General features: G+C 69.9%; 23 protein-coding genes. 15 read left to right on the top strand and 8 right to left on the bottom strand.

The window, feature by feature from the left end; all coding sequences use genetic code 11:
• Positions 1-21: 21 nt before the first annotated feature.
• Positions 22-1563: an FAD-binding oxidoreductase gene (locus IE263_RS35245; protein WP_189942126.1), complete on the top strand. Its 1542-nt coding sequence runs from the start codon at positions 22-24 to the stop codon at positions 1561-1563.
• Between the two features lie 15 nt (positions 1564-1578).
• Here IE263_RS35245 and IE263_RS35240 read toward each other — a convergent pair whose 3' ends face one another.
• The 3 genes from IE263_RS35240 to IE263_RS35230 all read right to left on the bottom strand — a co-directional run bounded on the left by IE263_RS35240 (position 1579) and on the right by IE263_RS35230 (position 5735).
• Complete coding sequence (locus IE263_RS35240) at positions 1579-2289, bottom strand: phosphatase PAP2 family protein (RefSeq protein WP_189942125.1); 711 nt, start codon at positions 2287-2289, stop codon at positions 1579-1581.
• A 238-nt stretch (positions 2290-2527) separates the two neighbouring features.
• On the bottom strand, positions 2528-3535 hold the full coding sequence (locus IE263_RS35235) for a C40 family peptidase (protein ID WP_308430788.1): 1008 nt from the start codon (positions 3533-3535) through the stop codon (positions 2528-2530).
• Between the two features lie 229 nt (positions 3536-3764).
• The gene (locus IE263_RS35230; protein ID WP_189942123.1) at positions 3765-5735 is read right to left on the bottom strand and encodes a fibronectin type III domain-containing protein; all 1971 of its coding nucleotides are present in this window, start codon (positions 5733-5735) and stop codon (positions 3765-3767) included.
• Positions 5736-5998: 263 nt separating this feature from the next.
• Here IE263_RS35230 and IE263_RS35225 point away from each other — a divergent pair, with 263 nt between their 5' ends.
• Complete coding sequence (locus IE263_RS35225; protein WP_229911342.1) at positions 5999-6736, top strand: carbonic anhydrase; 738 nt, start codon at positions 5999-6001, stop codon at positions 6734-6736.
• 13 nt (positions 6737-6749) lie between these two features.
• Here IE263_RS35225 and IE263_RS35220 read toward each other — a convergent pair whose 3' ends face one another.
• Positions 6750-7997, bottom strand: coding sequence for an RNA-guided endonuclease InsQ/TnpB family protein (locus tag IE263_RS35220; RefSeq protein WP_189942121.1), 1248 nt, complete (start codon positions 7995-7997; stop codon positions 6750-6752).
• Between the two features lie 16 nt (positions 7998-8013).
• Between IE263_RS35220 and tnpA the strand changes: the two genes are divergently transcribed.
• On the top strand, positions 8014-8481 hold the full coding sequence (tnpA, locus tag IE263_RS35215; RefSeq protein WP_373312195.1) for an IS200/IS605 family transposase: 468 nt from the start codon (positions 8014-8016) through the stop codon (positions 8479-8481).
• 42 nt (positions 8482-8523) lie between these two features.
• On the opposite strand, the gene IE263_RS35210 is transcribed toward tnpA, so the two are convergent.
• Together IE263_RS35210 and IE263_RS35205 are read right to left on the bottom strand one after the other, a co-directional pair.
• A complete protein-coding gene (locus IE263_RS35210) occupies positions 8524-9267 on the bottom strand; it encodes a trypsin-like serine peptidase (RefSeq protein WP_189942120.1) in 744 nt (247 codons plus the stop codon).
• Positions 9268-9312: 45 nt separating this feature from the next.
• Complete coding sequence (locus IE263_RS35205) at positions 9313-9729, bottom strand: ATP-binding protein (protein WP_189942119.1); 417 nt, start codon at positions 9727-9729, stop codon at positions 9313-9315.
• Positions 9730-9933: 204 nt separating this feature from the next.
• Between IE263_RS35205 and IE263_RS35200 the strand changes: the two genes are divergently transcribed.
• The 4 genes from IE263_RS35200 to IE263_RS35185 all read left to right on the top strand — a co-directional run bounded on the left by IE263_RS35200 (position 9934) and on the right by IE263_RS35185 (position 12200).
• Positions 9934-10782: a helix-turn-helix domain-containing protein gene (locus IE263_RS35200; RefSeq protein WP_189942118.1), complete on the top strand. Its 849-nt coding sequence runs from the start codon at positions 9934-9936 to the stop codon at positions 10780-10782.
• Positions 10783-10793: 11 nt separating this feature from the next.
• Positions 10794-10979: a DUF397 domain-containing protein gene (locus tag IE263_RS35195; RefSeq protein WP_189942117.1), complete on the top strand. Its 186-nt coding sequence runs from the start codon at positions 10794-10796 to the stop codon at positions 10977-10979.
• Positions 10972-11217, top strand: coding sequence for a DUF397 domain-containing protein (locus tag IE263_RS35190; RefSeq protein ID WP_189942116.1), 246 nt, complete (start codon positions 10972-10974; stop codon positions 11215-11217). Before IE263_RS35195 ends, IE263_RS35190 begins: the two co-directional genes overlap by 8 nt.
• A 455-nt stretch (positions 11218-11672) precedes the next feature.
• Entirely contained in the window at positions 11673-12200 is a 528-nt protein-coding gene (locus IE263_RS35185) for a hypothetical protein (protein WP_189942115.1), read from the top strand.
• Between the two features lie 14 nt (positions 12201-12214).
• Here IE263_RS35185 and IE263_RS35180 read toward each other — a convergent pair whose 3' ends face one another.
• A complete protein-coding gene (locus IE263_RS35180) occupies positions 12215-12634 on the bottom strand; it encodes an SgcJ/EcaC family oxidoreductase (RefSeq protein WP_189942114.1) in 420 nt (139 codons plus the stop codon).
• A gap of 395 nt (positions 12635-13029) precedes the next feature.
• Here IE263_RS35180 and IE263_RS35175 point away from each other — a divergent pair, with 395 nt between their 5' ends.
• The 6 genes from IE263_RS35175 (at position 13030) to IE263_RS35150 (ending at position 20176) form a co-directional block, all read left to right on the top strand.
• Positions 13030-13338, top strand: coding sequence for a DUF8827 family protein (locus IE263_RS35175; RefSeq protein WP_004000049.1), 309 nt, complete (start codon positions 13030-13032; stop codon positions 13336-13338).
• A 186-nt stretch (positions 13339-13524) separates the two neighbouring features.
• The gene (locus IE263_RS35170) at positions 13525-14343 is read left to right on the top strand and encodes a DUF8175 domain-containg protein (RefSeq protein WP_189942113.1); all 819 of its coding nucleotides are present in this window, start codon (positions 13525-13527) and stop codon (positions 14341-14343) included.
• A complete protein-coding gene (locus IE263_RS35165) occupies positions 14333-15682 on the top strand; it encodes a hypothetical protein (protein WP_189942112.1) in 1350 nt (449 codons plus the stop codon). Before IE263_RS35170 ends, IE263_RS35165 begins: the two co-directional genes overlap by 11 nt.
• Complete coding sequence (locus tag IE263_RS35160; protein WP_189942111.1) at positions 15679-17238, top strand: SCO6880 family protein; 1560 nt, start codon at positions 15679-15681, stop codon at positions 17236-17238. The genes IE263_RS35165 and IE263_RS35160 overlap by 4 nt, the downstream gene beginning before the upstream one ends.
• A 6-nt stretch (positions 17239-17244) precedes the next feature.
• The gene (locus tag IE263_RS35155; protein ID WP_189942110.1) at positions 17245-18669 is read left to right on the top strand and encodes an ATP-binding protein; all 1425 of its coding nucleotides are present in this window, start codon (positions 17245-17247) and stop codon (positions 18667-18669) included.
• A gap of 13 nt (positions 18670-18682) precedes the next feature.
• Complete coding sequence (locus IE263_RS35150; RefSeq protein WP_189942109.1) at positions 18683-20176, top strand: type IV secretory system conjugative DNA transfer family protein; 1494 nt, start codon at positions 18683-18685, stop codon at positions 20174-20176.
• Here the strand turns inward: IE263_RS35150 and IE263_RS35145 are convergent.
• On the bottom strand, positions 20173-20730 hold the full coding sequence (locus IE263_RS35145; protein WP_189942108.1) for a GNAT family N-acetyltransferase: 558 nt from the start codon (positions 20728-20730) through the stop codon (positions 20173-20175). The genes IE263_RS35150 and IE263_RS35145 overlap by 4 nt on opposite strands.
• Before the next feature lie 85 nt (positions 20731-20815).
• On the opposite strand from IE263_RS35145, the gene IE263_RS35140 reads away from it, so the two are divergent.
• Positions 20816-22054, top strand: a complete 1239-nt coding sequence (locus IE263_RS35140; protein WP_189942107.1) for a sensor histidine kinase — start codon at positions 20816-20818, stop codon at positions 22052-22054.
• A complete protein-coding gene (locus IE263_RS35135; RefSeq protein ID WP_189942106.1) occupies positions 22051-22719 on the top strand; it encodes a response regulator in 669 nt (222 codons plus the stop codon). The genes IE263_RS35140 and IE263_RS35135 overlap by 4 nt, the downstream gene beginning before the upstream one ends.
• Positions 22720-22817 lie beyond the last annotated feature (98 nt).

The following is a 22817-nucleotide window of genomic DNA, read 5'->3' as shown; positions in this document are numbered from 1 at the left end:
ACGGAAGGCACAGGACGACACATGGAACGGCGTACGTTCATCGCAGGTGGCACGGCCGCGGTAGCGGCGGTGGCGACGGCCGCGTGCAGGGCGGCGGACGACGGCGACAGCGGCTCCGCCCGCGAGACCTCCCTCACGACCACGAGCGCCGTGGCCGCCGCCGACTGGGCGGCCCTCGCCCGTGACCTGGACGGCTCCCTGATCCGCCCCGGCGACGCCTCCTGGTCCGCGGCCCGGCAGCTGTACAACACGCGCTTCGACGCGCTCAAGCCGGCCGCCGTCGCCTATGTCGCCCACACCGACGACATCCGTACGGTCCTGGCGTACGCCCGCGCCCACGGCACCAAGGTCTCCATCCGCAACGGCGGCCACTCCTACGGCGGCTGGTCCTCGGGCAACGGGCAGCTGATTCTCGACGTCTCCAAGCTGAACCGGGTCCGCGCGAGCGGCAACTCCGCCGTCGTCGGCGCCGGAGCCAAGCTGATCGACGTCTACCGCGCGCTGGCCGCGAAGGGCGTGACGATCCCGGCGGGCTCCTGCCCCACGGTCGGCGTCTCCGGCCTGGTCCTCGGCGGCGGCCACGGCGTGGTCTCCCGCGCGTACGGTCTGACCTGCGACAGCCTGACGCAGGCGACGCTGGTCACGGCGGACGGCAAGCAGCTCACCGCCAACGCGACGACGAACAAGGACCTCTTCTGGGCCCTGCGCGGCGCGGGCAACGCCAACTTCGGCGTGGTGACGGAACTTCACTTCAAGACCCACGCGGCCCCGCAAGCGGTGACCGGCTACCTCTCCTGGCCCTGGTCCAGGGCGGCCGCGGTGGTGAAGGCCTGGCAGGAGTGGGGCCCGGCCCAGCCCGACGAGATCTGGTCCTCCCTCCACCTGGCGAGCACGCCCGGCGGCACCCCCAGGATCTCCGTCTCCGCCTTCTGCATCGGCACCTACGGCCAGCTCCAGAACGCGGTCGACCGCCTGGCGGACCGCGTGGGCGCCCCGGCGAGCAGCGTGTCGTTGCGCCGCCGCTCCTACGAGGAGGCCATGGAGATCTACGCCGGCTGCTCCTCCTTCTCCACCGACGCCCAGTGCCATCTGCCGGGCTCGACCCCGGGCCGCTCCCCGCAGGGCAAGCTGGGCCGCGAGACGTACGCGGCCCGCTCGGACTTCTTCGACCGCTCGCTGTCGACGGCCGGCATCCAGACGCTCCTCAACCAGATGAAGACCGTCCGGGGCGGCTCGGGCAGTATCGCCCTCACGGCTCTCGGCGGCGCCGTCAACCGCGTCTCCCCCACCGCCACGGCCTTCGTCCACCGCCGCTCCCGCATGCTGGCCCAGTACATAGCCTCCTGGCGCGCGGGTACGACCGGCACGACAGCCCAGTCCTGGCTGGCCTCGGCCCACAAGTCCATGAGGCCCCACGCCTCGGGCGCCGCGTACCAGAACTACGCGGACCCCACCCTGACCACCTGGAAGAAGGCGTACTACGGCGACGCCCTCCCCCGCCTGACCCAGCTGAAGAAGCAGTACGACCCGAAGGGCTTCTTCACGTACCCCCAGGGTCTGTAGCCGGCCGACTGCCGGCTACGCGGCCAGATCCCGCTGCTCAGCGGCCGTCTCCACCCGGGCCCCCGGAATCAACGCGTCCGTCCCGGCCCTCCGGGCGGAGCGGCTCCGCACGACCCACCCGACCCGAGGCGACCGGTCCACCGCCTTCAACACGGGAGTGAGCAGCATCGAAGCGACCGGAGACAGCAACAGCGCCACAGCCGTACCGAGCGCGAACCCTCCGACGACGTCCGTCGGATAGTGCACGCCCATGTACACCCGGCAGAACCCTTCCAACAGCCCGAGTCCGAGACCCACCAGCCCGAACTTCCGGTGGGCGACGAACAGCGCGACACCCATCGCCATGGTGATCGTCGCGTGGTCGCTCACGAAGGAGTAGTCGGTCTTGCCGGAGACCAGCACCTCCAGCCCCTGATGATCGAGGAACGGCCGCGGCCGCTCCACGAACCCGCGTATCGGCACGTTGACCAGCACCGCGATCCCCGCGGCCAACGGCGCCCACACCAGCGCGGCCACGGACGAGGCGGCCTCCTCCGCCGAACCGGGCCGCCGCCGCACGGTCCACCAGCACCACAGCACCAGCAGCACCATGCCCAGCAGCAGCCCGTACTCGCCGACGAACTCGACGACCCGGTCCAACCAGTGCGGGGCGTCCTTGGCGAGGCCGTTGATGTCGTAGAGAAGGTCGACGTCGGGGTTCGACCCGGATGCGGCGAGTCCAGCCATGGTGCTGCGGCCCCTTCGTCGTGTTTCTGCCCGGCGCGCCTCACGCACGCCGCTCGTGCCCACCCCCGTGGGTCGTAGATCCGCTTCCGCCGGTCCAGTCGGTCACAGGCATTGCTCGGCTACGTCAACAGGAACGCACGGCCCCGGTTGATACGTTCCACTCTCCACTGAATGATCACCCAGACGTTATCGAAGAGAGATACATCGCTGCAGCTCAGAAGGTGGCTCACCGACTGGTTCAGACGGTCGTCGGGAGCGCTTTCGCGCCATCTTCGGTCACCCGGGTGGCACCGAAGTACTTGCGGGTGTCGATCGGGTCGAACCGGATGACGGCCCCCGTGTACGGGGCGTCGATCATGTACCCACCCCCCACGTAGATCCCCACGTGGTCGATGGCCCGGGAGTTGGTGGGGTCGGGCGAGAAGAACACCAGATCCCCCGGCAGCAACTCGTCCCGCGACGGGTGCGGCCCCGCGTTGTACTGATCGTTCGCCACCCGGGGCAAGGTGATCCCGACACTCTCGTACGCCGCCTTGGTCAACCCCGAACAGTCAAACCGTCCGCCCTGCTCAGGCGTACCGTTCCCACCCCACAGATACGGCGTCCCGAGCTTCTTCTGCGCGTAGTAGATGGCCCCGGCAGCCTGCTCGGAGGGATCGACCCGGGTGACGGGGGCGGCGAAACTCTTCTCCAGGGTCGTGATGATCCGCACGTAGTTCTGGGTCTCCTTGTACGGCGGTACACCCCCGTACTTGATGACCGCGTACGCCCCCGCGTTGTAGGACGCGAGCATGTTCTTCGTCGGGTCACCCGGCACGTCCTTCACGTACGAGGCGAGCTTGCAGTCGTACGACGCGGCCGACGGAATCGCGTCATTCGGGTCCCATACGTCGCGGTCGCCGTCTCCGTCGCCGTCGAGCCCGTGCGTGGCCCACGTCCCCGGAATGAATTGCGCTATTCCCTGCGCCTTCGCCGGACTCTTCGCGTTCGGGTTGAATCCGCTCTCCTGATACAACTGGGCGGCGAGCAGCGCGGGGTTGATCGCGGAGCAGAGGTTGCCCCACTTCTGCACGAGCGCCTGATACGCGGCCGGCACCGCCCCCTTGGCCAGCCCGACGCTCTTGCCACCCACGCCGTTGACGAGGTTGCCGGCCACGACGTACACGCCGACGACGAGCAGCATCACGAAGCTGAGCCCCGCCGCACCGACGGCACCCGCCACGACCCACGCCTTACGCACCGTCAACCACCCATCACCCAAAGGGAGTCCGCCCGCGTCAGTTTACGAGCTTCCCGCGCGGAACCCGGTGCAACCGATTGGTCTCGTAGTCGGTGGGACTTCCCTTGCCGTGCGGTACGTCCCCCGAACGACCGTGCCACCGAGATCAGTTGGGCACGCCCGGGCCGACGGGGCGGACCAGACGAACGGGCCGTCCCCAGCGGTGTGGGAGCGGCCCGCGCGGTTCGGGACGGGGTCAGGAGACGGTGAAGTCCAGCACGGCGGGGCTGCTGTTGGCGCCGATGCCGTAGTGGCCGAGGGCCATCACCTCGAGCCTGCAGGAGCCGCCGCTGTACACGCGCCAGGTGAGGGTGCCGGTCTCGCCGGCGGTCTCCTTCCAGCCGGTGGAGCCGCAGGCGGTGCCGGAGGCCTGCCAGCGGTAACCGCTGATCCGGCGGTCCTTGTCGGCCTCGGCGGGCTTGACGTCCACCACGAAGTCGCCTGTGCCCGGGGCGCCCTGACGGACGACGGTGAGCTGGGGCGGGCTGAGGGGGGTGGTGTAGGAGTCGGTGTCGCGGTCGACGCTGATCACCCCGGAGGGCGCGCCTTCGCCGTAGTCGCCCACGCGGCTCACTGCCACCACGTAGTAGTACGAGCGGCCGGCCGGGGCGGTCCCGTCGACGACGCCCCTGGCGCCGAGCTGAGCCAGGGTCCCCACGGCCGTCCAGCCGGTCCGGGGATCCGCGCTCCGGTAGAGGCGGTAGCCGTAGACGTACTCCTCGCTGCTCCCCTCGGGGAGGGTGAACCTCACGACGGTGCGGTCGTCCCAGGGTTCGCCCGTGGTGAGCTGCGGGACCGGCAGGTTGGCGGCCGGACGGGGCCGGGTGACGACGGTGCCGGCCGCCGGGGAGAGGTTCCCGTAGACGTCCACGGCCCGCACGGTGTACCCGTACTGGTAGTACGGCGAGGCGTTCCAGTCGTTGAAGGACGTACCGGTGACGATCTCGGGGCCGTCCGGGTCCGGTTCACCGACGACCGACGAGATGATCTCGTAGCGCTCCACGTCGGGTGAGGCGGAGGCGTCCCAGGTGATGAGGTTGCCCCAGCTTCCGCCGACGGCCTTCAGGTTGGTGACGGCGGCGGGCGGGGTGGTGTCGGGGGTACCCGTGGTACCCGCGGCCGACGGCACGGACACGTTGCCGGCCGCGTCCCGGGCGGTGACCTTGTAGAACCACTCCTGCCGGAGGTCGGCCGCGAGGTCCTTGTAGGAGGTGTCGGACAGCCAGCCGGAGACGGCCGTGTACGCGCCGTCCGCGGTGGCCGAGCGCAGCACGCGGTAGTCCTGCGCGCCGGCCACCGCCGGCCAGCCGACCTGTACGGCCGATGCGGCCACCGTGGCGGTGACGGACTTCGGCGCGGCCGGGGCCGTACGGTCGGCGCTGGTGACGCTCTTGTCGGCACTGCCGGCGGACTCGTTGCCGGCCTTGTCGTAGGCGCGGACCTCGTAGACGTAGGCGGCGCCGGTGGCGGGCGGGGCGTCGGTGTAGGAGCGTGCTGTGGTGACGGCGATCCTGCTCCAGGCGGTGCTGTCGGCGGCCCGCCGGTAGACGCGGTAGCCGGCGAGGTCCATCTCCTTGTTCCCGGCCCAGGAGACCGCGGCCTTGGCGGTGGCGGCGGTGTACGTCGCGGCGACGCCCGTCGGGGCGAGGGGCTTGACCTTGTCGACGGTGGCGCTGGTGCGGGGTGCGTAGCCGAACTTGACGTTGGCCGCGCCGGTCCAGGCGACGAAGTCGACGCGGAGGCTGTGCTTGCCCGCGGGGATGGTGAGGTTGAGGGTCTGCTTCTGGGTGGTGGAGACGTTCTTCCAGAGGCTGATCTTCCGGCTGCCGTCCAGGTAGACGCGGATGCCGTCGCGAGCCTCGGCGGTCAGCGTGAAGGGGCCGCCGGAGCCGAAGTCGCGGGTGACGCTCCAGCGGACGGAGAAGTTGTCCTTGGGCAGGGTGACGTTCGGCGGATCGCCGGTGCCCCAGTTCTCGTTGATCGCGCTGTCGCAGGCGGTGCGCTTGGGCGTACCGCTGAAGGACGTGTTGGCGTAGAACTGCGCCTTCCAGGTGGGCGAGGCACAGGTGACGGCCGCGGCGGCGGGGACGGCGGTGAGCAGGCCGCCCGCGGCGGCGAGGACGACGACACCGGCGGCCGCCGGTTTCAGCCGGTGGGAAGGGGACACGAGAGACAGGCCCTTTCGGTGGGGCCCAGGGCGACGCTCGCCCCCGGCCGCGGCACCCTGCCGCACCGGATCATGCGCCCCAACGGCAGCTCACGGCAACCCTGACTTTCCCTCAAGTCCGGTCCTCTGCCGACCCGAACGCGTCAAAGACGGTCATGGAATACGTCAAGCACTCCCCATTGTTCGCCCCCGGATTCACCATCCACTTCCATGATTCGACAACCCGGGCGCCAGAGCCGGGACTCGGGCATACGTTCCCCTCCGTGAACTCTGAAGACACCCCCCTCAGATCCATACGCCGCGCCCTCGCCCGCCGCTCGCTTCTGCGCGGCGGCTTCGCCGGGGCCGCGGCCCTCGGCGGCGCGGCCCTCGGAGCGGCCCCCGCCTCCGCCACCCCGCGCCGGACCGCCACCCGTCCCACGACGGCCGCAGCGGCCCTGCGGGAGCTGGCGGCGGGCAACCAGCGCTGGCGCGCCTACCGCGAGCGGCACCCGGACGAGACCCCGGCCGTACGCCAGAGCCTGGTCTCCGGCCAGCACCCCTTCGCCGTGGTCCTCGGCTGCATCGACTCCCGCGTCCCCCCGGAGCTGGTCTTCGACCAGGGCCTCGGCGATCTGATGACCGTCCGGACGGCCGGCGAGGTCCTGGACGAGGCCGTACTGGGCAGCGTCGCCTACGGCGTGCTCGAGCTGGGCATCCCGCTGGTCGTGGTACTGGGCCACCAGTCCTGCGGCGCCGTGAAGGCGGCCGTCCAGGCGGACCTGTCCGGCGAGGAGCTCCCCGCCCACATCCAGTACCTGGCCGACCAGATCAGCCCGTTCATCGACCGCACGAAGGAAGGCGACGCCCGCGTCGACTCGACCATCGACGCCAACATCCGAGCCGTCCACTCCCGCCTCGCCGCCGAGCCCGACCTGGCCGCGAAGATCTCCGCCGGCGAGCTGGCCGTCGTAGGGGCGCGCTACGAGCTGAACACCCAGCTGGTCCACCGCATCGCTTGACGTGATCCCTGGCCTAACGGCCAGGGATTCCGGCCTGGGTCGGCTGACCCTTCCGGAAGCTTCCTGCTTCACCGCGCTGTGCCGGGACTTTCGTCCTGGTCTTACCGGCGCTCCACGAGGCGTTTAGCGTCTCCGCCCGTCCGGCGGCGACGATTCGGCGTCCTTCGAAGAGGACGTTGCGGGCGGCGTTGTGGTCTCGGTCGTGCACGCTGTGGCATTCGCCGCACGTCCACTGGCGGATGTGCAGGGGCTTGGGGCCGCCCCGGTATCCGCAGGCCGAGCAGACCTGCGAGGACGGGAAAGCGCGGTCCACCTTGGCGAAGGTGCGGCCGTGCTTGACCGCCTTGTACTCCAGCATGCCGACGAACGCGGACCATCCCGCGTCGTGCACGGACTTGGCGAGCCGGGTGCGCCCAAGGCCGGACACCGCGAGGTCTTCCACGTACACCGCTTGGTTGTCGCGAATGATCTGTGTGGATGCCTTGTGGTGCCAGTCCCGGCGCCGGTCGGCCACCTTGGCGTGCTGGCGTGCGACCCTGATGCGGGCCTTGGCCCGGTTCTTGGATCCCTTGGCCTTGCGGGACAGCTCGCGCTGAAGGCGCCTGAGTTTCTTCTCCGCCCGGCGCAGGAAGCGGGGACTGTCGATTTTCCGGCCGTCGAACAGGACCGCGAAGGCGGACAGGCCGAGGTCGATACCGCACTCCGCTTCCACCTCGGGCAGGACGTCCGGCTCGGTGTCCACGACGAAGCTGAGGAAGTACCGGCCACAGCTGTCCTTGGTGACGGTCAGGGACGTGGGTGCGGCCGGAAGCCGACGGGACCACTTCACCTTGAGGTTGCCGACCTTGGCCACGTACACCGTGCCGTCGTCCTGAAGCCAGAAGGCGTTGGTGTTGAGGCGGATCGACTGCCGGGTGTCCTTCTTCGACTTGTAGCGGGGAGGGCCGACCTTCCGGCCCTGTCGCTTGCCCTTGATCGAGTCGAAGAAGTTCTTGTAGGCGGTGTCCAGATCCCGCAGGGACTGTTGCAGGACAACCGCCGACACCTCGGCGAGCCAGGCGCGTTCCTCGGTGCGCTTGGCCTGGGTGATGCGAAGCCGGGACAGCTCGGCCGACTTCACATACGGCAGCCCGGCCGCGTGCGCTTGTTTCCGGTCGCGCAGGCAGTCGTTCCACACCACGCGGGCGCAGCCGAACGCACTCGCCAGCGCTCGGCGCTGGGAGGCGTCCGGGTAGGCCCGGTAGTTGTAGCGGAGCTGCATGGCGATCACCGTATTGATGCTTCGTGGGCGCTCGCGGCGAAAGATCATATTCAATGGGAATTGCACACGATGTGAGCAAGTGTGTTCGAGTCGACATTCGCACCAGCGCGGGGTTTTCAACGACGAGATGCTGACGGGCCGCGAAGAGATCATGCGCAAGGTCCGCGAGGACATCGAAGCGGAGCTGAAGGAGTTCAACGGCTATGGCGATCACGTCCACCTGCTGGTGCACTACCCGCCCAAGGCCGCCGTCTCCAAGCTGGTCAACAGCCTCAAAGGTGTCTCCGCTCGCCGGATACGCCAGGAGTTCACGGGCGGCATCGATCACGCCGTCATGCACGGGCACCTGTGGTCGCCCTTGTACTTCTCCGCATCGCGCGGCGGAGCACCGTTGGCGATCGTCCGCCAGTACATCAAGCAGCAGAAGCGTCCGTTTTACGGTGCACGTCTGAGCAGCCTTGAGATGTATTCATCCCCGGCGTGAACGCCGGGGCTCTCTGCAAAAGCCCCGGTAAGCGACGGGCCCCTACGGGTCGGAGGCCGCGTCCCGGTACAGCGCCGCGGCCTCCGACCCGAACACCACGCTGTACGAGATGTCAGCCGTGGCCCCACCCTGCTCGTGCCCGCCCAGCACCCCCACGACCTCCCCGTCCCCGTTCACCCAGGGGCTGCCACTGGTCCCCCCGGCGAAGTCGGGGCAGTCGATCCGCTGCTGGGTGGAGCTGTGGGCGGTGGGTTTGCCGGTGCAGCTGATCGGGGTGTCGCGGGAGTTCGGGTAGCCGGTGACGGTCACGGCGGTGGCGCCGGTGCTGGTGCCGGTGACGAAGCGGTTGGCCCCGAGGACGTCCTCGACACCCGTGTCGTACTTACTGCCCCGCCCGTCGAGAACGGCGAACGCCACGTCACTGTCCTCGTCCTGCCCCTTGGCCCACCCGTCGGGCAGGAAGGACCGTTTGACCTTCCACACTCCGTAGGGGGCCTTCCCGTCCCGGTATCCGGGTGCGAACACGAGGTGGTCCTCCCCGCTGAGGCAGTGCGCGGCGGTGACGACGAGGTTGTGGTGCGGGCTGTGGACGACGGAAGCGGTGCAGAAGTGGCCGTCGGCGGGTTCGTCGGCGTCGAACAGCGCCCCCACCCGCACGGACCGCGCCGTCGCCGCCGCCACGACGGTCACCCCGAAGGGTCCGGGACCGCCGTCGGCCGCCGCCTCGGAGGCGGCGGTGACGCCCAGCAGCACGACGGCGACGAGGAGGCGGTTGCTGCGCTTCATCGGCCCCACTGTGTCCGACGAAGGTGAGAGTCCGGTCAGACACGCTCATCGGCTCTCGGCCCACAGCAGCTTTCCCCCGCCCAGCTCGGCGACCCCCCATCTCTGCGCACACGCACGCACGAGATGCAGTCCACGCCCGTTCTCGGCGTCGCAGTCCGGCGGTACGGCGAGGGAGACGCCGTCGGCCGGGACGAACCCCGGCGGGACGCGAGGGTCGGCGTCCCACACCCCGACCCGCAGCCCACCGCCGTCCACGGCGCGCAGGCGCAGGCCGTAGTCGCCGGTGGTGTGGAGGTGGGCGTTGGCGAGGAGTTCGGCGGCCAGCAGTTCGGCGTTGGGGGTGAGTTCGGCGAGGGAGTGCGCGGCGAGGACGGCACGGAGGGTGGTGCGGGCGATCCCCGGTGCGCGTGGATCGCGGGGGAGTTGGAGGGAGTAGGCCCAGGGCGGAGTTACGGTGGGCATGGAAATCTTCGATCACTGTGGGGAGTTGGGAGCATGCGTACGGTTGCCCAGTGGCTCGTCGCCCCGTCGGGTGGTGCGCTTCTGAGGCCAGGCGCCTGAGTTAAAAGCTAGCGGCGCTCGTGTAACCCTTTAAACGATTCCTCTAAAATAACTGCCACACCACTCGCGTGGGTGACACGTCAGGGCAAGGAGGCGGGCAAGCCCGTGAGAAGCAAGCCGACGGGTCGTCAACTGCGCTTGGGCGTTGAACTGCGCAAACTGCGAGAGCGCGCAGGCCTGACGGCCGCAGAAGCCGGTCAACTGCTTGGCGTGAAGCCGAACCAGATCAGCAACATGGAGGCCGGCCGAGCGGGCGTCAGCGCCGAGCGGGTACGCACGATGGCCTGCACTTACGACTGCTCGGACGTGGTCCTCGTCGAGGCACTGGTCGGGATGACGGGCGACCGCAGACGCGGCTGGTGGGAGGAGTACGACGAGCTGCTCGCCCGCCCGCTCCTCGACCTGGCGGAACTGGAACACCACGCCCAGTCGTTGCGGGACTCCACCACGGCTCGCGTCCCCGGGCTGCTCCAGACGCGGGAGTACGCGCTCGAGATCTTCCGCCAGGCGGTCACCGAACTCTCACCGCCCGACGTCGAGCACCGCCTGTCGTTCCGCATCAAGCGCCAGGCGATCCTCTTCCGTGAGGACGACCCGGCCCCCTACGAGGCGGTCATCCACGAAGCCGCCCTGCGTATGAAGGTCGGCGGCTCCACCGTTGCCCGGCAGCAGTTGCAGCACCTGCTCGACATGAGCGACCGGGACCACATCACCCTGCGTGCCGTCACCTTCGACGTCGGGGCCTACCCGGGATCCGGGCAGTCGATCCACTACGCACACGGGCCGGTACCGCAGTTGGACACCGTCTACCTCGACCAGGCCCACGGTCTCGCGTTCCTCGACGCCGAGGCCCAGTTGCACAAGTACCGCACACTGTTCGACCGGATCGAGGCTGTCGCGCTCCCTCCGGAGAAGACCCGAGACCTCATCCACCACGTGATGCGAGAGCTGTGAAAGGAACGCCCATGAACCCCGGTTGGCAGAAGTCCTCGTACTGCTCCGAGGGCGCCTCCTGCGTCCACGTAGCCGCCACCCCCCACACCATCCACCTCACCGAAAGCGGCGACCCGACGGAGTCGATACTCACGGCCACCCCGGCCGCCTTCGACGCCCTCCTCCAGGCACTCAAGAAGGACACTCCCCGTGGCTGAAATCCCCGCCGACCTCACCTGGATCCGCGCCGCCCCGCCGGAGGCGACCGGCCCCGGCCCCTGGATCGAGATCGCCTTCGGCGAGGGCGACGACGGCGAGGCCCCGGTCTACCTCCGCGAGACCAGCGACCCGGAGAACGTGGTCACGACGAACCGCCGGAAGTGGGACGCGTTCGTACTGGGCGTGCAGGCGGGGGAGTTCGACCACTTCGTGGAGGGCGTCGAGCAAAGCCCGTGAGCACGTCCGCCGCCCGCTGATGACGCTCCCGCTCGCCTTCGACCTCCCCCCGCTCACTGGACGTGACGAGCCGGAAGAGGAGGGCGCGCCACTGCTGCAGCGCATCCGTGTCCCGCGTCGCCTCCCAGACCGGCCGGGCGACTTCGAGCACGGCAGCGATACGAGCCGCTCTCGCCGGTCCACCGAGCATGTGCCTCGCCTTCCCTGTCCGGCCCGTCCAGTCCCGTCCAGTCCCGTCCAGTCCCGTCCAGTCCCGTCCAGCCAGAGGCTACTGGTGAGACCGGAAGGGGCGACCTCAAATAGCACCCCGTGCAACCAGGGAGTGACAAAGCCAACCCAGGAACTGCGCCTCAAGACGTACGGGATCGACCCCACGGCAGGACGCCCCGGCCGGAACCCGGACGCCAGCATGTACCGCGTCGTGTCGTACCCGTACTCCCATCGAGGAGCCCCGTATGTCCACGCTCACCGCCGCCGCCCGGCCCACCACCACCCTCCCCCGCGTCCCCACATGGGCCCGCCGAGCCGCCGCCGCGGTCCTCTGGGTCAACCTCCCCTCCGCCGCATGGCGCGTGGCCGTCGTCCTCGGCATCCCCCTCGGCTTACGGGAGTCCGAGTACGACGCGATGCTCCTCCCCGGCTGGGGCCTGCTGCTCCTCCCGCTGCTCTCCCTCGCCCAGGAGGGCCTCGCCTGGCTGACGTACGGGTTGATCCGCCCCTGGGGCGAGGTGTGGCCCCACTGGATCCCGTACCTCGGAGGTCGCCCCGTACCCGTACTCGCCGCCGTCATCCCCGCGGCCCTCGGCGCACTCGCCTGCACCGTCTACGGCGTCCTCCTGGTCTGGACGACCCTCCACTCCGGGATGGACATCGCCCCCTGGGGCCAGTGGATCGTGAACGCCTGCTACCTCCCCCTGGTCGCCTGGGGCCCCCTGCTCGGCGCGGTCACCGTCCACTACTACCGCCGCCGCACCCGCCCATGACCCTCAGCCGGCCCTTACCCGTCAATCACCTCCGTGTTCTGGCAGGCGACCATCACCCACTGCCCGTCCTCCTTCGCCATCACGTACAGCGGACTCCCCGGGTTGCCGACCGGCTCGCCGCCCTCCTCCGTCCAGTACTGGGCGCGGGCCTTCACAGCGGCGACGTCCGGCCGGATGAACAGCACGTGCTCCACCTCGTACGTCACCGTCCCCTCCCGCATCGACCCGGGCAGCACCCGGTGCGTGAACTCGGAGATCTCCGCGCGGTCGTAAAGGCGTCTCCCGTGGCCCGTCGTCCACAGGGCGTCCTCGCGGAAGAGGCCCACGAACTCGTCGGGGAGTTCGTTGCGCTGGCTGTGCTCGAGTGTGGCCACCACCGCCCGGATCGCCTCGAGGTCGGCCTCACGGGGCGTCGTCAGCTCTTCGGTCGTCATGCCGACGATGCTCGTAGCTCAACCGCGCTTGAGGTCAAGGTCAAGCCCACGCCGTCCCCGAGCCCCGCCATTGAACGACCCCCTGCGCCATGAGTCGGCACGCGGGTCGGCATGAGAACATCGAGAAGGCCTCTCACCCGACCGGCCGTCAGAAACGGCGCAGGGCTGTGAAGTGGACAACGACGCAACCGCACAACAGGTTGCGTACCCTCCTCATTGCCCGGCGTGACCTGCCGTGATACACAGAGTGACCGAACTGACTGTTCGTACGAATCGCGACCGTCAATGACGCCAAGTCGACATACGGCGGCGACTTTGTCGGTGACAATGGGGCCTGACCTCTGCACACCGCAGGGGACCGACTGCGGAACTACCCACCAGGGGCGGTGACTTACATGCTCTTTGCGGCCGACAAGGGAGACATCAACACCATCATCGGCGGAATCGCTCCGGACTGGGGCCCGTTCGGCAGCCTGGGCAACGAGGCGAAGGTGATGATCGAGGTCGTGATGGCGGTCGCCATCCTGATCTGCCTCGGGATCGCCATCTGGGGTGCGGCCAAGCAACGCATCGGCGCCACGGCCCTGCGGGACACCTTCAGCGCGGAACAGGGCAAGGGCCTCATCATCGCCGGACTGACGGGCGTCTTCATCATCGGCTCACTCGGCACACTGTTCACGATCGTGTACGGAATGGCCGTATAGCCGCCCCCTCCCCCAGTCCCGTCCGGGCACGCCCGGCCCCCTCCACCCCCACCCACCCGTCGTGCCCACCGGCTGAGGTTGCGTTTCCCTGATGTCGAGTCACCACACCGCGCCCGCGCGGGAGCCAGCACGGCTACCGTCGTACTTCTACGCGTACCGGTACGGCAGTGAGGGGGCGTACACGGCATGAGTGACGAACACGACTACGGCGAGCCGACGGGTACCCGCGTCCGCCTGCCCGACACCGACCCCTACGGCGGCGCCCGCCGCCCCGCCCGCTCCTCCTCACGCAGCCTGGTCACGGTCGTCGGCATCGTCGTCCTCCTCATCGCGGCGATCGCCTTCGCGAATCGTGGAGGCGACGAATCCTCTTCCTCCTCGACAACAGGAGAGGGCGGCAACAAGCCGGAAACGGCGTCGACAGCGGCGACCGGGACGAAGCCGGTGGAGTCGAAGAGCGGGGGGATCCCGACCGGGTATGCGCATGATGCGCAGGGTGCGCAGAGCGCGGCGGCCAATTACTGCGTGGCACTGGGTTCGGCGGAGATGTTCAACAGATCTCGGCGGCACGAGATCGTCGACACCGTGTACGCGCCCGACGTCGCCGCCGCCCGGCGGTCCGCCCTGGACACCGCGTACTCGGACGAGACGTTCCTGAGCAACATCGGCCTGGACAAGGACGGCACGGCGCCGGACGGCCAGGCATTCGTCTCCCGGGTCATCCCCGTGGGCACCAAGGTCACCGCGTCCAGCGCGAGCAAGGCCACCGTCGAGGTCTGGTACACGTCACTCTTCGGCCTCTCGGGCGAAGCGTCGACCAACCCTGTGTCCGAGAGCTGGTACACCACCACCTACCAGCTCACGTGGGTCAACGACGACTGGAAAGTCACCGACTTCCAGCAGAAGGACGGGCCCGTTCCGGTCGGGCGCGACCAGAAGGCCTCCACCGCCGACGACATGACGAAGGCCGTCGAGGAGTACGGAGGGTTCACGTATGCGCGCTAAGCACCTCCCCCTGAAGCTGACGGCTGCTGTGGCCGCCGTTCAGACCACCGCGGTGCTGCTGGCGAGCCGTGCCTTCGCCGCACCGACACCCAGCCCGAGTCCCTCGCCCTCGGCGTCCCCTTCCCCTTCCGCCAGCGGTGACGCCACCTGCGAGCTCATCCGCGGCCCGGCCGCGGAGTACTGCAACCGGGGTGAGAACCGCTCGGGCACCACCAACCCCGGCGTCTCCGACACCCTCGACCCCCTCTCCTCCCTCGCCAAGGGCTGTGCCGACGCCGCCGCCTGGACCGTCGACAAGCTCAGCGAAGCCGTCAAGGACACGGCGAACGTCGACTTCACCAACCCCAAGTTCCTCCAGCAGTACGCCGTCGTCTTCGCGGCCTCGACCGTCCTGACGCTCCTGCTGTGGCTGCTGGCCGTGGCCAAGCGGGCGGTGCGCGGAGTCCCCCTGACCACCGCCATCGGCGAAGCCGTCGGCTTCCTCTGGCTCACGGTCCTCGCCTCCGCCTTCACCCCGCTGATCCTCTACACGGTCGTATCGGCCACCGACGGCCTCACGGACGTCCTCGCGAAGACCACCGGCAACCAGACCGACACCTTCTTCGGCACCTTCTCCGCCGCCCTGGAGAAGGGCGAGGACATCGGCGGCGGCCCGATCATGCTGATCGTGGTCTCCCTGGTCTCCATCCTCGCCGCCGGCGTCCTGTGGCTGGAGCTGGTCATCAGGGCCGCCCTGCTCTACGTCGGCGCCATGCTCGGCACGGTCGTCTACGCGGGCCTGGTCGACAAGAACCTGTGGGGCCACGTCCGCCGCTGGGCCGGCATCATGATCGCGGTCATCCTGGTCAAGCCGATCATCGTGATCGTGCTGGGCCTCGCCGGCGCACTGTCCGCCGACGACGGCCCGAACGCCTTCGGCGCCGTCGTCTCCGGCCTGTCCATCATCCTGCTCGCCATCTTCGCCAGCGCGATGATCTACCGCTTCGTCCCCGGCTTCGGCGACGAGATCGCGGGCTCCCGCAACAACCGCATCATGCAGAGCGCCGAAGGCAAGGCCGCCGCCGTCATCAGCAGCCCGGCGACCCTCGTCGCCCAGGGCATCAAGACGCACAGCACCCGCGCCGACAGCAACGGCGGCGGTACGTCCTCCAGCGGCCCCCGCCCGGCCAACCAGGCCGCCGGCGGCGTCGCCGCGCACAGCTCGCGCACCTCGAACGGAGGCGGCGGATCTGTCCCGTCCGCCGCACCGCCACCCCGCACGGGCACCGCGGTCAACACCCCGCACGCCAGCAACACCCGCAACAGCAGTACCCATCGCACCGGAGGTGAAGGGCGTTGACGACCGAGTCCCACGTGTCCCACGCGGTCTCGCCCCGCCGTACCTATCTGATCGGCCGCGCCCGGCCGAACGCGATCGTCGGCCGCAACCGCGAGACCGGCGAGATCGCGCTCATCGTCGTCGGCGCGTTCCTCGGCATGATGTGCGGGCTCCTCGTCCCCCTCCTCGCCCTGCGCATCGTGCTGCTCGCCGGCTTCCCGATGCTCGCGCTGGCCGTGGTGTACATGCCGTACAAGCACCGCACGTTCTACAAGTGGTTCGAGATCAACCGCAGCTACAAGCGCACTCTGCGCCAGGGCACGGCCTACCGCTCGGCCGCCATGGAGGCGGGCACCCGGCTCGACGGCCAGGAGATCGAGATCGGCCCGCCGCCCGGCATCGGCCGCATCACCTGGCTGGCCGCCCCCTTCGGCCCCGACGAGATCGCCGTACTCCTGCACGCCGACCGCCGTACGGTGACGGCCGCGATCGAGATCGAGGGCCCGGGCGTCGGCCTGCGCGACAGCGAGGACCAGGAGGCCCTCGTCGACCGCTTCGGCACGCTGCTCAAGCACGTGGCCAACGGCGACGGCTTCGTCACCCGCCTCCAGATGCTCGCCCGCACCCTCCCCGCCGACCCCGACGCCCACGCCAAGGACGTCACCCAGCGCGGCGACGACAAGGCCCTGCCCTGGCTGCAGACGTCGTACGACCAACTGCAGTCGATGGTGTCCACCAGCAGCGAGCAGCATCGCGCCTACCTCGTCGCCTGTATGCACTACACGCGCGAACTGGCCGCCGAGGCCCACGCCATGGCCCGCGCCGCCCGCCCGCAGAACGGCCGCAAGCTGGACCGCGACGCCGGCCTCGCCGTCGTCATGGCCCGCGAGCTGACCGACATCTGCTCCCGCCTGCAGGAGGCGGACATCCGCGTCCGCCAGCCGCTCGGCCAGGGCCGCCTCGCGTCGCTCATCCACTCCATGTACGACCCGGACCACCCGATCGACCACATCCAGGCGATGACCAGGCGCAACGCCTGGCCGGCCGAACTGGACGCCATGGAGCCGACGTACCTCCAGGCCAAGACCCGCGAGTCCTCCACCCGCGCCCCCTGGTGCCACGCCACCGCCTGGATCAAGGAGTGGCCGATGACCCCGGTCGGCGTGAACTTCCTGGCCCCCCTCCTCGTCCACACCCCGGACGTCATCCGAACAGTCGCCGTGACGATGGATCTCGAACCCACCGAGGTGGCCATCGAACGCATGCTGACCGAGAAGACGAACGACGAGGCGGAGGCGAGCCGCGCCGCCAAGATGAACCGGACCGTGGACCCCCGTGACGTGGCCGCCCACTCCCGCCTCGACCAGCGAGGCGAGGACCTGGCCAGCGGCGCCGCCGGCGTCAACCTGGTCGGCTACATCACCGTCTCCTCCCGCAACCCCGAGGCCCTCGCCCGCGACAAGCGGACGATAAGGGCGTCCGCGGGAAAGTCGTACCTCAAACTGGAGTGGTGCGACCGCGAGCACCATCGGGCCTTCGTCAACACACTCCCCTTCGCCACCGGCATTCGGAGGTAGGACCTCATGCGGGACCCGCTGTCCGTCCTCACCGACGCCTTCACGTCCTTCCTCTTCGGCAAGGTCGAGACGACCCGTCTGCCGGTCCGCACCTCCACCGGCCAGGCCCAGGCGGTCTACCTCCCGACCGCCGCCCCCGGCCTCGGCGACTCGGGCGTGATCATCGGCCGTGAGGTCTACTCCGGCAAGGGCTACATCTACGACCCCTTCCAGCTGTACGGCCAGCAGCTCCCGGCCCCGCACTGGCTGGTCCTCGGCGAGTCCGGCAACGGCAAGTCAGCCCTGGAGAAGACGTACGTCCTGCGCCAGCTCCGCTTCCGCGACCGCCAGGTCGTGGTCCTGGACGCCCAGGGCGAGGACGGCGTGGGCGAATGGAACCTCATCGCGGAGGCGCTGGGAATAACTCCCATCCGCCTGGACCCCATGGCGGCACTGGACCACGGGATCCGCCTGAACCCCCTCGACCCCGCGATCACGACCACGGGCCAGCTGGCGCTGCTGCGCACCATCATCGAGGTCGCGATGGGCCACGGCCTGGACGAACGCTCCGGCTTCGCCCTCAAGGTCGCCCACGCCTACGTCAACGAGACGATCGTCGAACGCCAGCCGGTGCTGAGCGACATCGTCGAGCAACTGCGCCACCCCGAGCCGGAGTCGGCGGAGGCGATGAACGTCGCCATAGACGACGTCCGGGCGTGGGGCCTGGACGTGGCACTCGTCCTGGACCGTCTGGTCGACGGTGACCTGCGCGGCATGTTCGACGGCCCCACGACGGTGGGCATCGACCTGGACGCCCCGCTCATCGTCTTCGACCTGTCCCACATCGACCGCAACTCCATCGCCATGCCGATCCTCATGGCGATCGTCGGCGTCTGGCTGGAGCACACCTGGATCCGCCCCGACCGGAAGAAGCGCATCTTCCTGGTCGAGGAGGCCTGGCACATCATCAACAGCCCGTTCGTGGCCCAGCTCTTCCAGCGGCTGCTGAAGTTCGGCCGCCGCCTGGGCCTGTCCTTCGTGGCGGTCGTCCACCACCTGTCCGACGTGGTGGACGGGGCGGCGGCGAAGGAGGCGGCCGCGATCCTGAAGATGGCGTCGACAAGGACGATCTACGCCCAGAAGGCCGACGAGGCGAGGGCGACGGGCCGAGTCCTGGGCCTGCCCCGCTGGGCGGTGGAGATCATCCCGACCCTCAGCCCCGGCATCGCGGTCTGGGACGTCAACGGCAACGTCCAGGTGGTCAAGCACCTGGTCACCGAGACAGAACGCCCCCTGGTCTTCACCGACCGCGCCATGACCGAGTCGTCCGCCGACCTGACCGGCGACGACGCCCTGCGCGCCGCCGAGCTGGAACAGGAACAGCGGGCGGCGGCCTTCATGGAACAGCACATGGCCGACTTGGACGGCTCGTCCGAGTCGACGGTGGCGTAGAGGGCGGGGTGCCATGAGACCGGGTGACCACCGCGGGCACAGCGGGGAGGGCCAGGGAGGCATCCCCGACGGCCTCCTGGTCGGCCTACTCGCGTTCCTGCTCGGCATGACCCTCCTGGTCTGGACGGCCACGGGCCTGGCCGCCCTCTTCTCCCACGGCGCCTGGCCCGCCGGCGTCACCTTCACCCGCACCCCGCTGGCCATGCGCCACCTCGTCGCCCAACCCCACGACATCGCCGGTGCCTGGCCGGACGCGCAACCGACCGACCTCTCCGGCTACGGCCTCTTCTGGGGCCTGTTCATCGGCCAGCTGATGCTCCTGTTCGTCCTCACGGTGTTCGTCATGGGCACGGTGGCCCGCTGGAGGGCGGTGCGGGCGAGGAGCAAGGCGCAGGCACCGGAGCGTGCGGGGACGGCGGCCCCCAGGGCCCCGCAGGAGGTACCGGTCCCCCCGGCCCACCACGAGGTCCCCACCCCCAGGACCGAACCGGCCCCGGAGCCGAGGACCGAACCGGAGCCGCAACCTTCGGCACCCACTTCCCTGAAGGGCGAACAGGCGGGCGCCTGGGAACCACACCGCGCCGAAGGCCCCGTCCTCTACGCGCCGGCCGAGACCCGCTACACCATCGCGGCCCAGGCCGTACGCGACGCAGAAGGCCCCGCCCTGGTCCTCACCTCCAACCCCGCCCTCTGGCAGGACACCAAGGACGCCCGAGCCAAGCTCGGCCCAGTCCTCCTCTACGACCCCACCCACCGCTGCGACACCCCGGCCCGCCTCCACTGGTCCCCCACCACAGGCTGCGAGGACAAGCCGACCGCGGCAGCGAGAGCGACCGCCCTCCTGACCCCTGTACGCCCAACCGCCCGCCTGGACCAGGCAGTCACCGACACCGCCGAAACGCTCCTTCGCAGCTACCTCCACGCAGCCGCCATCGACGGCCGCACCATCCGCCACGTCCACCGCTGGTCCCAGGGCACAGGAATCCAGGAGGCGGTCCGCACCCTCCGCACGAACCCCAAGGCAGCCCCCGGCGCGGCAGGCGAACTCGAAGCCGCCCTCACCGCCCACCCCGACCGCCGTGACATCGCCCAGGAACTGACCACGAGAGCCCTCTCCGCCCTCTCCACGATCAACATCCGCGAAGCCTGCACTCCCAACCGAAATGATGCTCTCGCCTTGGATTCCTTCGTCAACGAAGGGGGAACGCTTTACGTGGTAGGTGAATCCATCGAGGACCCGAGGACCCACCCCGGCGCGATGCCCCTCCTCACGGCCCTCGTCTCCAGCGTGGTCGAGCGCGGCCGGCGCATGGCCGAACGGTCATCCTCCGGTCGCCTCGACCCACCACTCACCCTGGTCCTGGACGACATCGCGGCCGTGGCCCCGCTCCCCCAGCTCCCGGACCTCCTGACGACGGGAGCGGACCGAGGCCTCCCCACCCTGGCCCTCCTCCGCTCCCGCGAACAGGCCCGCACCCGCTGGCCCCACGCCGAACTCCCGGTCTAACTCCCGTCGCGGGCGGGCTCGAGCACGAACTCCAGCTCCCGGGCATCCGGGTCCGCCGTCAACGGCACGACCACCCCGCTCGGCACGAACCCCACCCTGCGGTAGAAGGCCAGCGCCCGCCCGTTGTCCTCGTGCACGATCAGCCGCACCCGCTCCACCCCCCGCGCCCACGCCCACTCCAACGCGGCGTCGAACAACACCTCGGTCAGCCCGACCCCCCGGCACTCGGGCCGCACGAACACCCCCACCACATGCCCCTGCCGCCGCTCCACCGGGAACCCCGCCCAGTCCTTGGTCCCAGCCTCCTCGACGAGCACGGTCACCGTCCCGACCCACTCTCCGTCCGGCCCCTCGGCAATGACCTGCTGCGCCTCCGTCGCCCCCTCGGCGACCCGAGCCGTCCGCTCCTGCCAGAAGGACTCCGGCTTCGCCAGCGCCTCCTCATACGTCTCCAGAAAGGCGAGATGCGCGACCGGATCCTGCAACGCCAGGAGCCGCAACTCCCTCGCAACAGGCCACTCGTCGGCACGCACGGACCTGATCACGTAGTTCATGCAGGTCACCGTAGTACCCGAGTACTACACCCCTCACCTGATATAGCCCCAGGGCCTGTTCCCCTCCCCCGGCGAACCCGCCACGATGATCCCCGTGGACCAGGAGCCGACCCCCGACCCCCTCACCCGGTACGTCCAACGCGCAGCGAACCGGATCCGCGCCTTCGACCGGCGCCACCCCCTGGTGTGGGACCTCCACCTCACCGCCTTCTGGACGCTGGCCGCCCTCATCGACGCAGCCGGCGGCTGGCGCAACGTCGCCCGCAACCCGGACGCCCCGGTGGCCCTGGTGATCACCCTGAGCCTCGGCTTCTCCCTCCCCCTGGTCTGGCGCCGCAGCCACCCCAGAGCCGCTCTCCTCGCCACGGCCCCGTTCGCCCTCGTCAACGCGTGGACGGGAGCCGCCCTCCAGGCCCAACTGCTCCAACTGCTTCTCGTCTTCCACCTCGCCCTGCGCCGCCCGCTGCGCTCCCTGTGGTGCACGACGCTCCTCTTCGCCGCCGCCGTCGTCCTCACCGTCCGCCACCCGAAAGGCAGCGCGGACCAGGACATCGTCCCGGTCCTGATGTCCGTCGTCCTGGCGGCCGCGATCGGCATGACGGTCCGCTCCCGCCGCGACTACACCGAGGCCCTCGAGGACCGCGCCCGCCGCCTGGAGATCGAGCGCGACCAGCAGGCCCGCCTCGCCGCAGCCGCCGAACGCACCCGCATAGCCCGCGAGATGCACGACATCATCGGCCACAACCTCTCCGTCATCACCGGCCTCGCCGACGGCGGCCGCTACGCCGCCACCAAGTCCCCCGAACGCGCCGCCCAGGCCCTCGACGCCATCGCCACCACCAGCCGCCAGGCCTTCGGCGAACTCCGCCGCCTCCTGGACGTCCTCCGCGAGGAGGACACGACAAGCCCGAACCCGGCGCTCACCCCCCAGCCCACCCTCACCGACCTCGACCAGCTCCTCGACGGCGTCCGAGCAGCCGGCCTCCCCGTCCACACCACCATCCACGGCACTCCGGCCATCCCCCCGGGCCGCCAGCTCACCGTCTACCGAGTCATCCAGGAAGCCCTCACCAACACCCTCAAACACGCCGGCCCCGAAGCCACCGCCACCATCACCCTCGCCTACGCCGGCACAGGCGCCGTCACCGTCACGATCACCGACACCGGCCGCGGCGGCCCACCCCCTGACAACGGCGGCCGCGGCCTGCCCGGCATGCGCGAGCGCACCGCCCTCTACGGCGGCACACTCGAAGCCGGCCCCCGCGTGCACCCCGAACAGGGCTGGCGCGTCCACCTGCACCTACCGGAGGAAACCCCGCAGTGACCACCGTCCTCATCGCCGACGACCAGCCCCTCCAGCGCCTCGGCTTCCGCATGCTGCTGGAGAGCCAGGACGACCTCACGGTGCTGGCCGAGGCGACCAACGGCAGCGAGGCGGTCCACCTGACGACCGAACTCCGCCCCGACGTCGTCCTCATGGACGTCCGCATGCCCGGCCTGGACGGCATCGAGGCCACCCGCCGCATCACCGCCACCGGTGACCGCACCCGCGTCCTGATCCTCACCACCTTCGACCTCGACGAGTACGCCTACGCCGGTCTGCGCGCCGGAGCCTCCGGCTTCCTGGTCAAGGACGCTCAGCCCGAGGACCTGCTGTCCGGCATCCGCGCGGTGGCCACCGGCGACGCGGTGGTCGCCCCCAGCCTGACCCGCCGCCTCCTGGACGCCTACGTCCACCACCTCCCGACCGGCACCCGCTCCCCCGATCCGTCGGCCCCGGACCCTCGCCTGGCCCCGCTCACTGACCGGGAACGCGAAATCCTCACGGTCATCGGCAAGGGCTGGACGAACATGGAGATAGCCACCCGCTTCCACCTCGCAGAGTCCACGGTGAAAACCCACGTGGGCCGCATCCTGGCGAAGACCGGCTCTCGGGACCGGGTCCAGGCGGTGATCCTGGCGTATGAGACAAGGCTGGTGCAGCCGTGAAACGGCCGTAAACGCAGAAAACCCCCGTGCCGAATGGCACGGGGGTTTTCTCAATGATTGTTCGGCGGCGTCCTACTCTCCCACAGGGTCCCCCCTGC

The organism is Streptomyces aurantiogriseus, assembly GCF_014649375.1.
GTDB classification, from domain to species: domain Bacteria; phylum Actinomycetota; class Actinomycetes; order Streptomycetales; family Streptomycetaceae; genus Streptomyces; species Streptomyces aurantiogriseus.
The sequence above is the reverse complement of the archived record's forward strand: the minus strand, read 5'-3'. Positions and strand labels throughout refer to the sequence as shown.

Bases quoted from the DNA above. Each gene is read 5' to 3' on its own strand.
- IE263_RS35185 (WP_189942115.1), top strand. From the start codon at position 11,673: ATGTCCACGCTCACCGCCGCCGCCCGGCCCACCACCACCCTCCCCCGC.
- IE263_RS35155 (WP_189942110.1), top strand. From the start codon at position 17,245: ATGCGGGACCCGCTGTCCGTCCTCACCGACGCCTTCACGTCCTTCCTC.
- IE263_RS35165 (WP_189942112.1), top strand. From the start codon at position 14,333: ATGCGCGCTAAGCACCTCCCCCTGAAGCTGACGGCTGCTGTGGCCGCC.
- IE263_RS35170 (WP_189942113.1), top strand. From the start codon at position 13,525: ATGAGTGACGAACACGACTACGGCGAGCCGACGGGTACCCGCGTCCGC.
- IE263_RS35145 (WP_189942108.1), bottom strand. From the start codon at position 20,730: ATGAACTACGTGATCAGGTCCGTGCGTGCCGACGAGTGGCCTGTTGCG.
- IE263_RS35175 (WP_004000049.1), top strand. From the start codon at position 13,030: ATGCTCTTTGCGGCCGACAAGGGAGACATCAACACCATCATCGGCGGA.
- IE263_RS35150 (WP_189942109.1), top strand. From the start codon at position 18,683: ATGAGACCGGGTGACCACCGCGGGCACAGCGGGGAGGGCCAGGGAGGC.
- IE263_RS35245 (WP_189942126.1), top strand. From the start codon at position 22: ATGGAACGGCGTACGTTCATCGCAGGTGGCACGGCCGCGGTAGCGGCG.
- IE263_RS35180 (WP_189942114.1), bottom strand. From the start codon at position 12,634: ATGACGACCGAAGAGCTGACGACGCCCCGTGAGGCCGACCTCGAGGCG.
- IE263_RS35195 (WP_189942117.1), top strand. From the start codon at position 10,794: ATGAACCCCGGTTGGCAGAAGTCCTCGTACTGCTCCGAGGGCGCCTCC.
- IE263_RS35220 (WP_189942121.1), bottom strand. From the start codon at position 7,997: ATGCAGCTCCGCTACAACTACCGGGCCTACCCGGACGCCTCCCAGCGC.
- tnpA (WP_373312195.1), top strand. From the start codon at position 8,014: ATGCTTCGTGGGCGCTCGCGGCGAAAGATCATATTCAATGGGAATTGC.
- IE263_RS35210 (WP_189942120.1), bottom strand. From the start codon at position 9,267: ATGAAGCGCAGCAACCGCCTCCTCGTCGCCGTCGTGCTGCTGGGCGTC.
- IE263_RS35205 (WP_189942119.1), bottom strand. From the start codon at position 9,729: ATGCCCACCGTAACTCCGCCCTGGGCCTACTCCCTCCAACTCCCCCGC.
- IE263_RS35140 (WP_189942107.1), top strand. From the start codon at position 20,816: ATGATCCCCGTGGACCAGGAGCCGACCCCCGACCCCCTCACCCGGTAC.
- IE263_RS35240 (WP_189942125.1), bottom strand. From the start codon at position 2,289: ATGGCTGGACTCGCCGCATCCGGGTCGAACCCCGACGTCGACCTTCTC.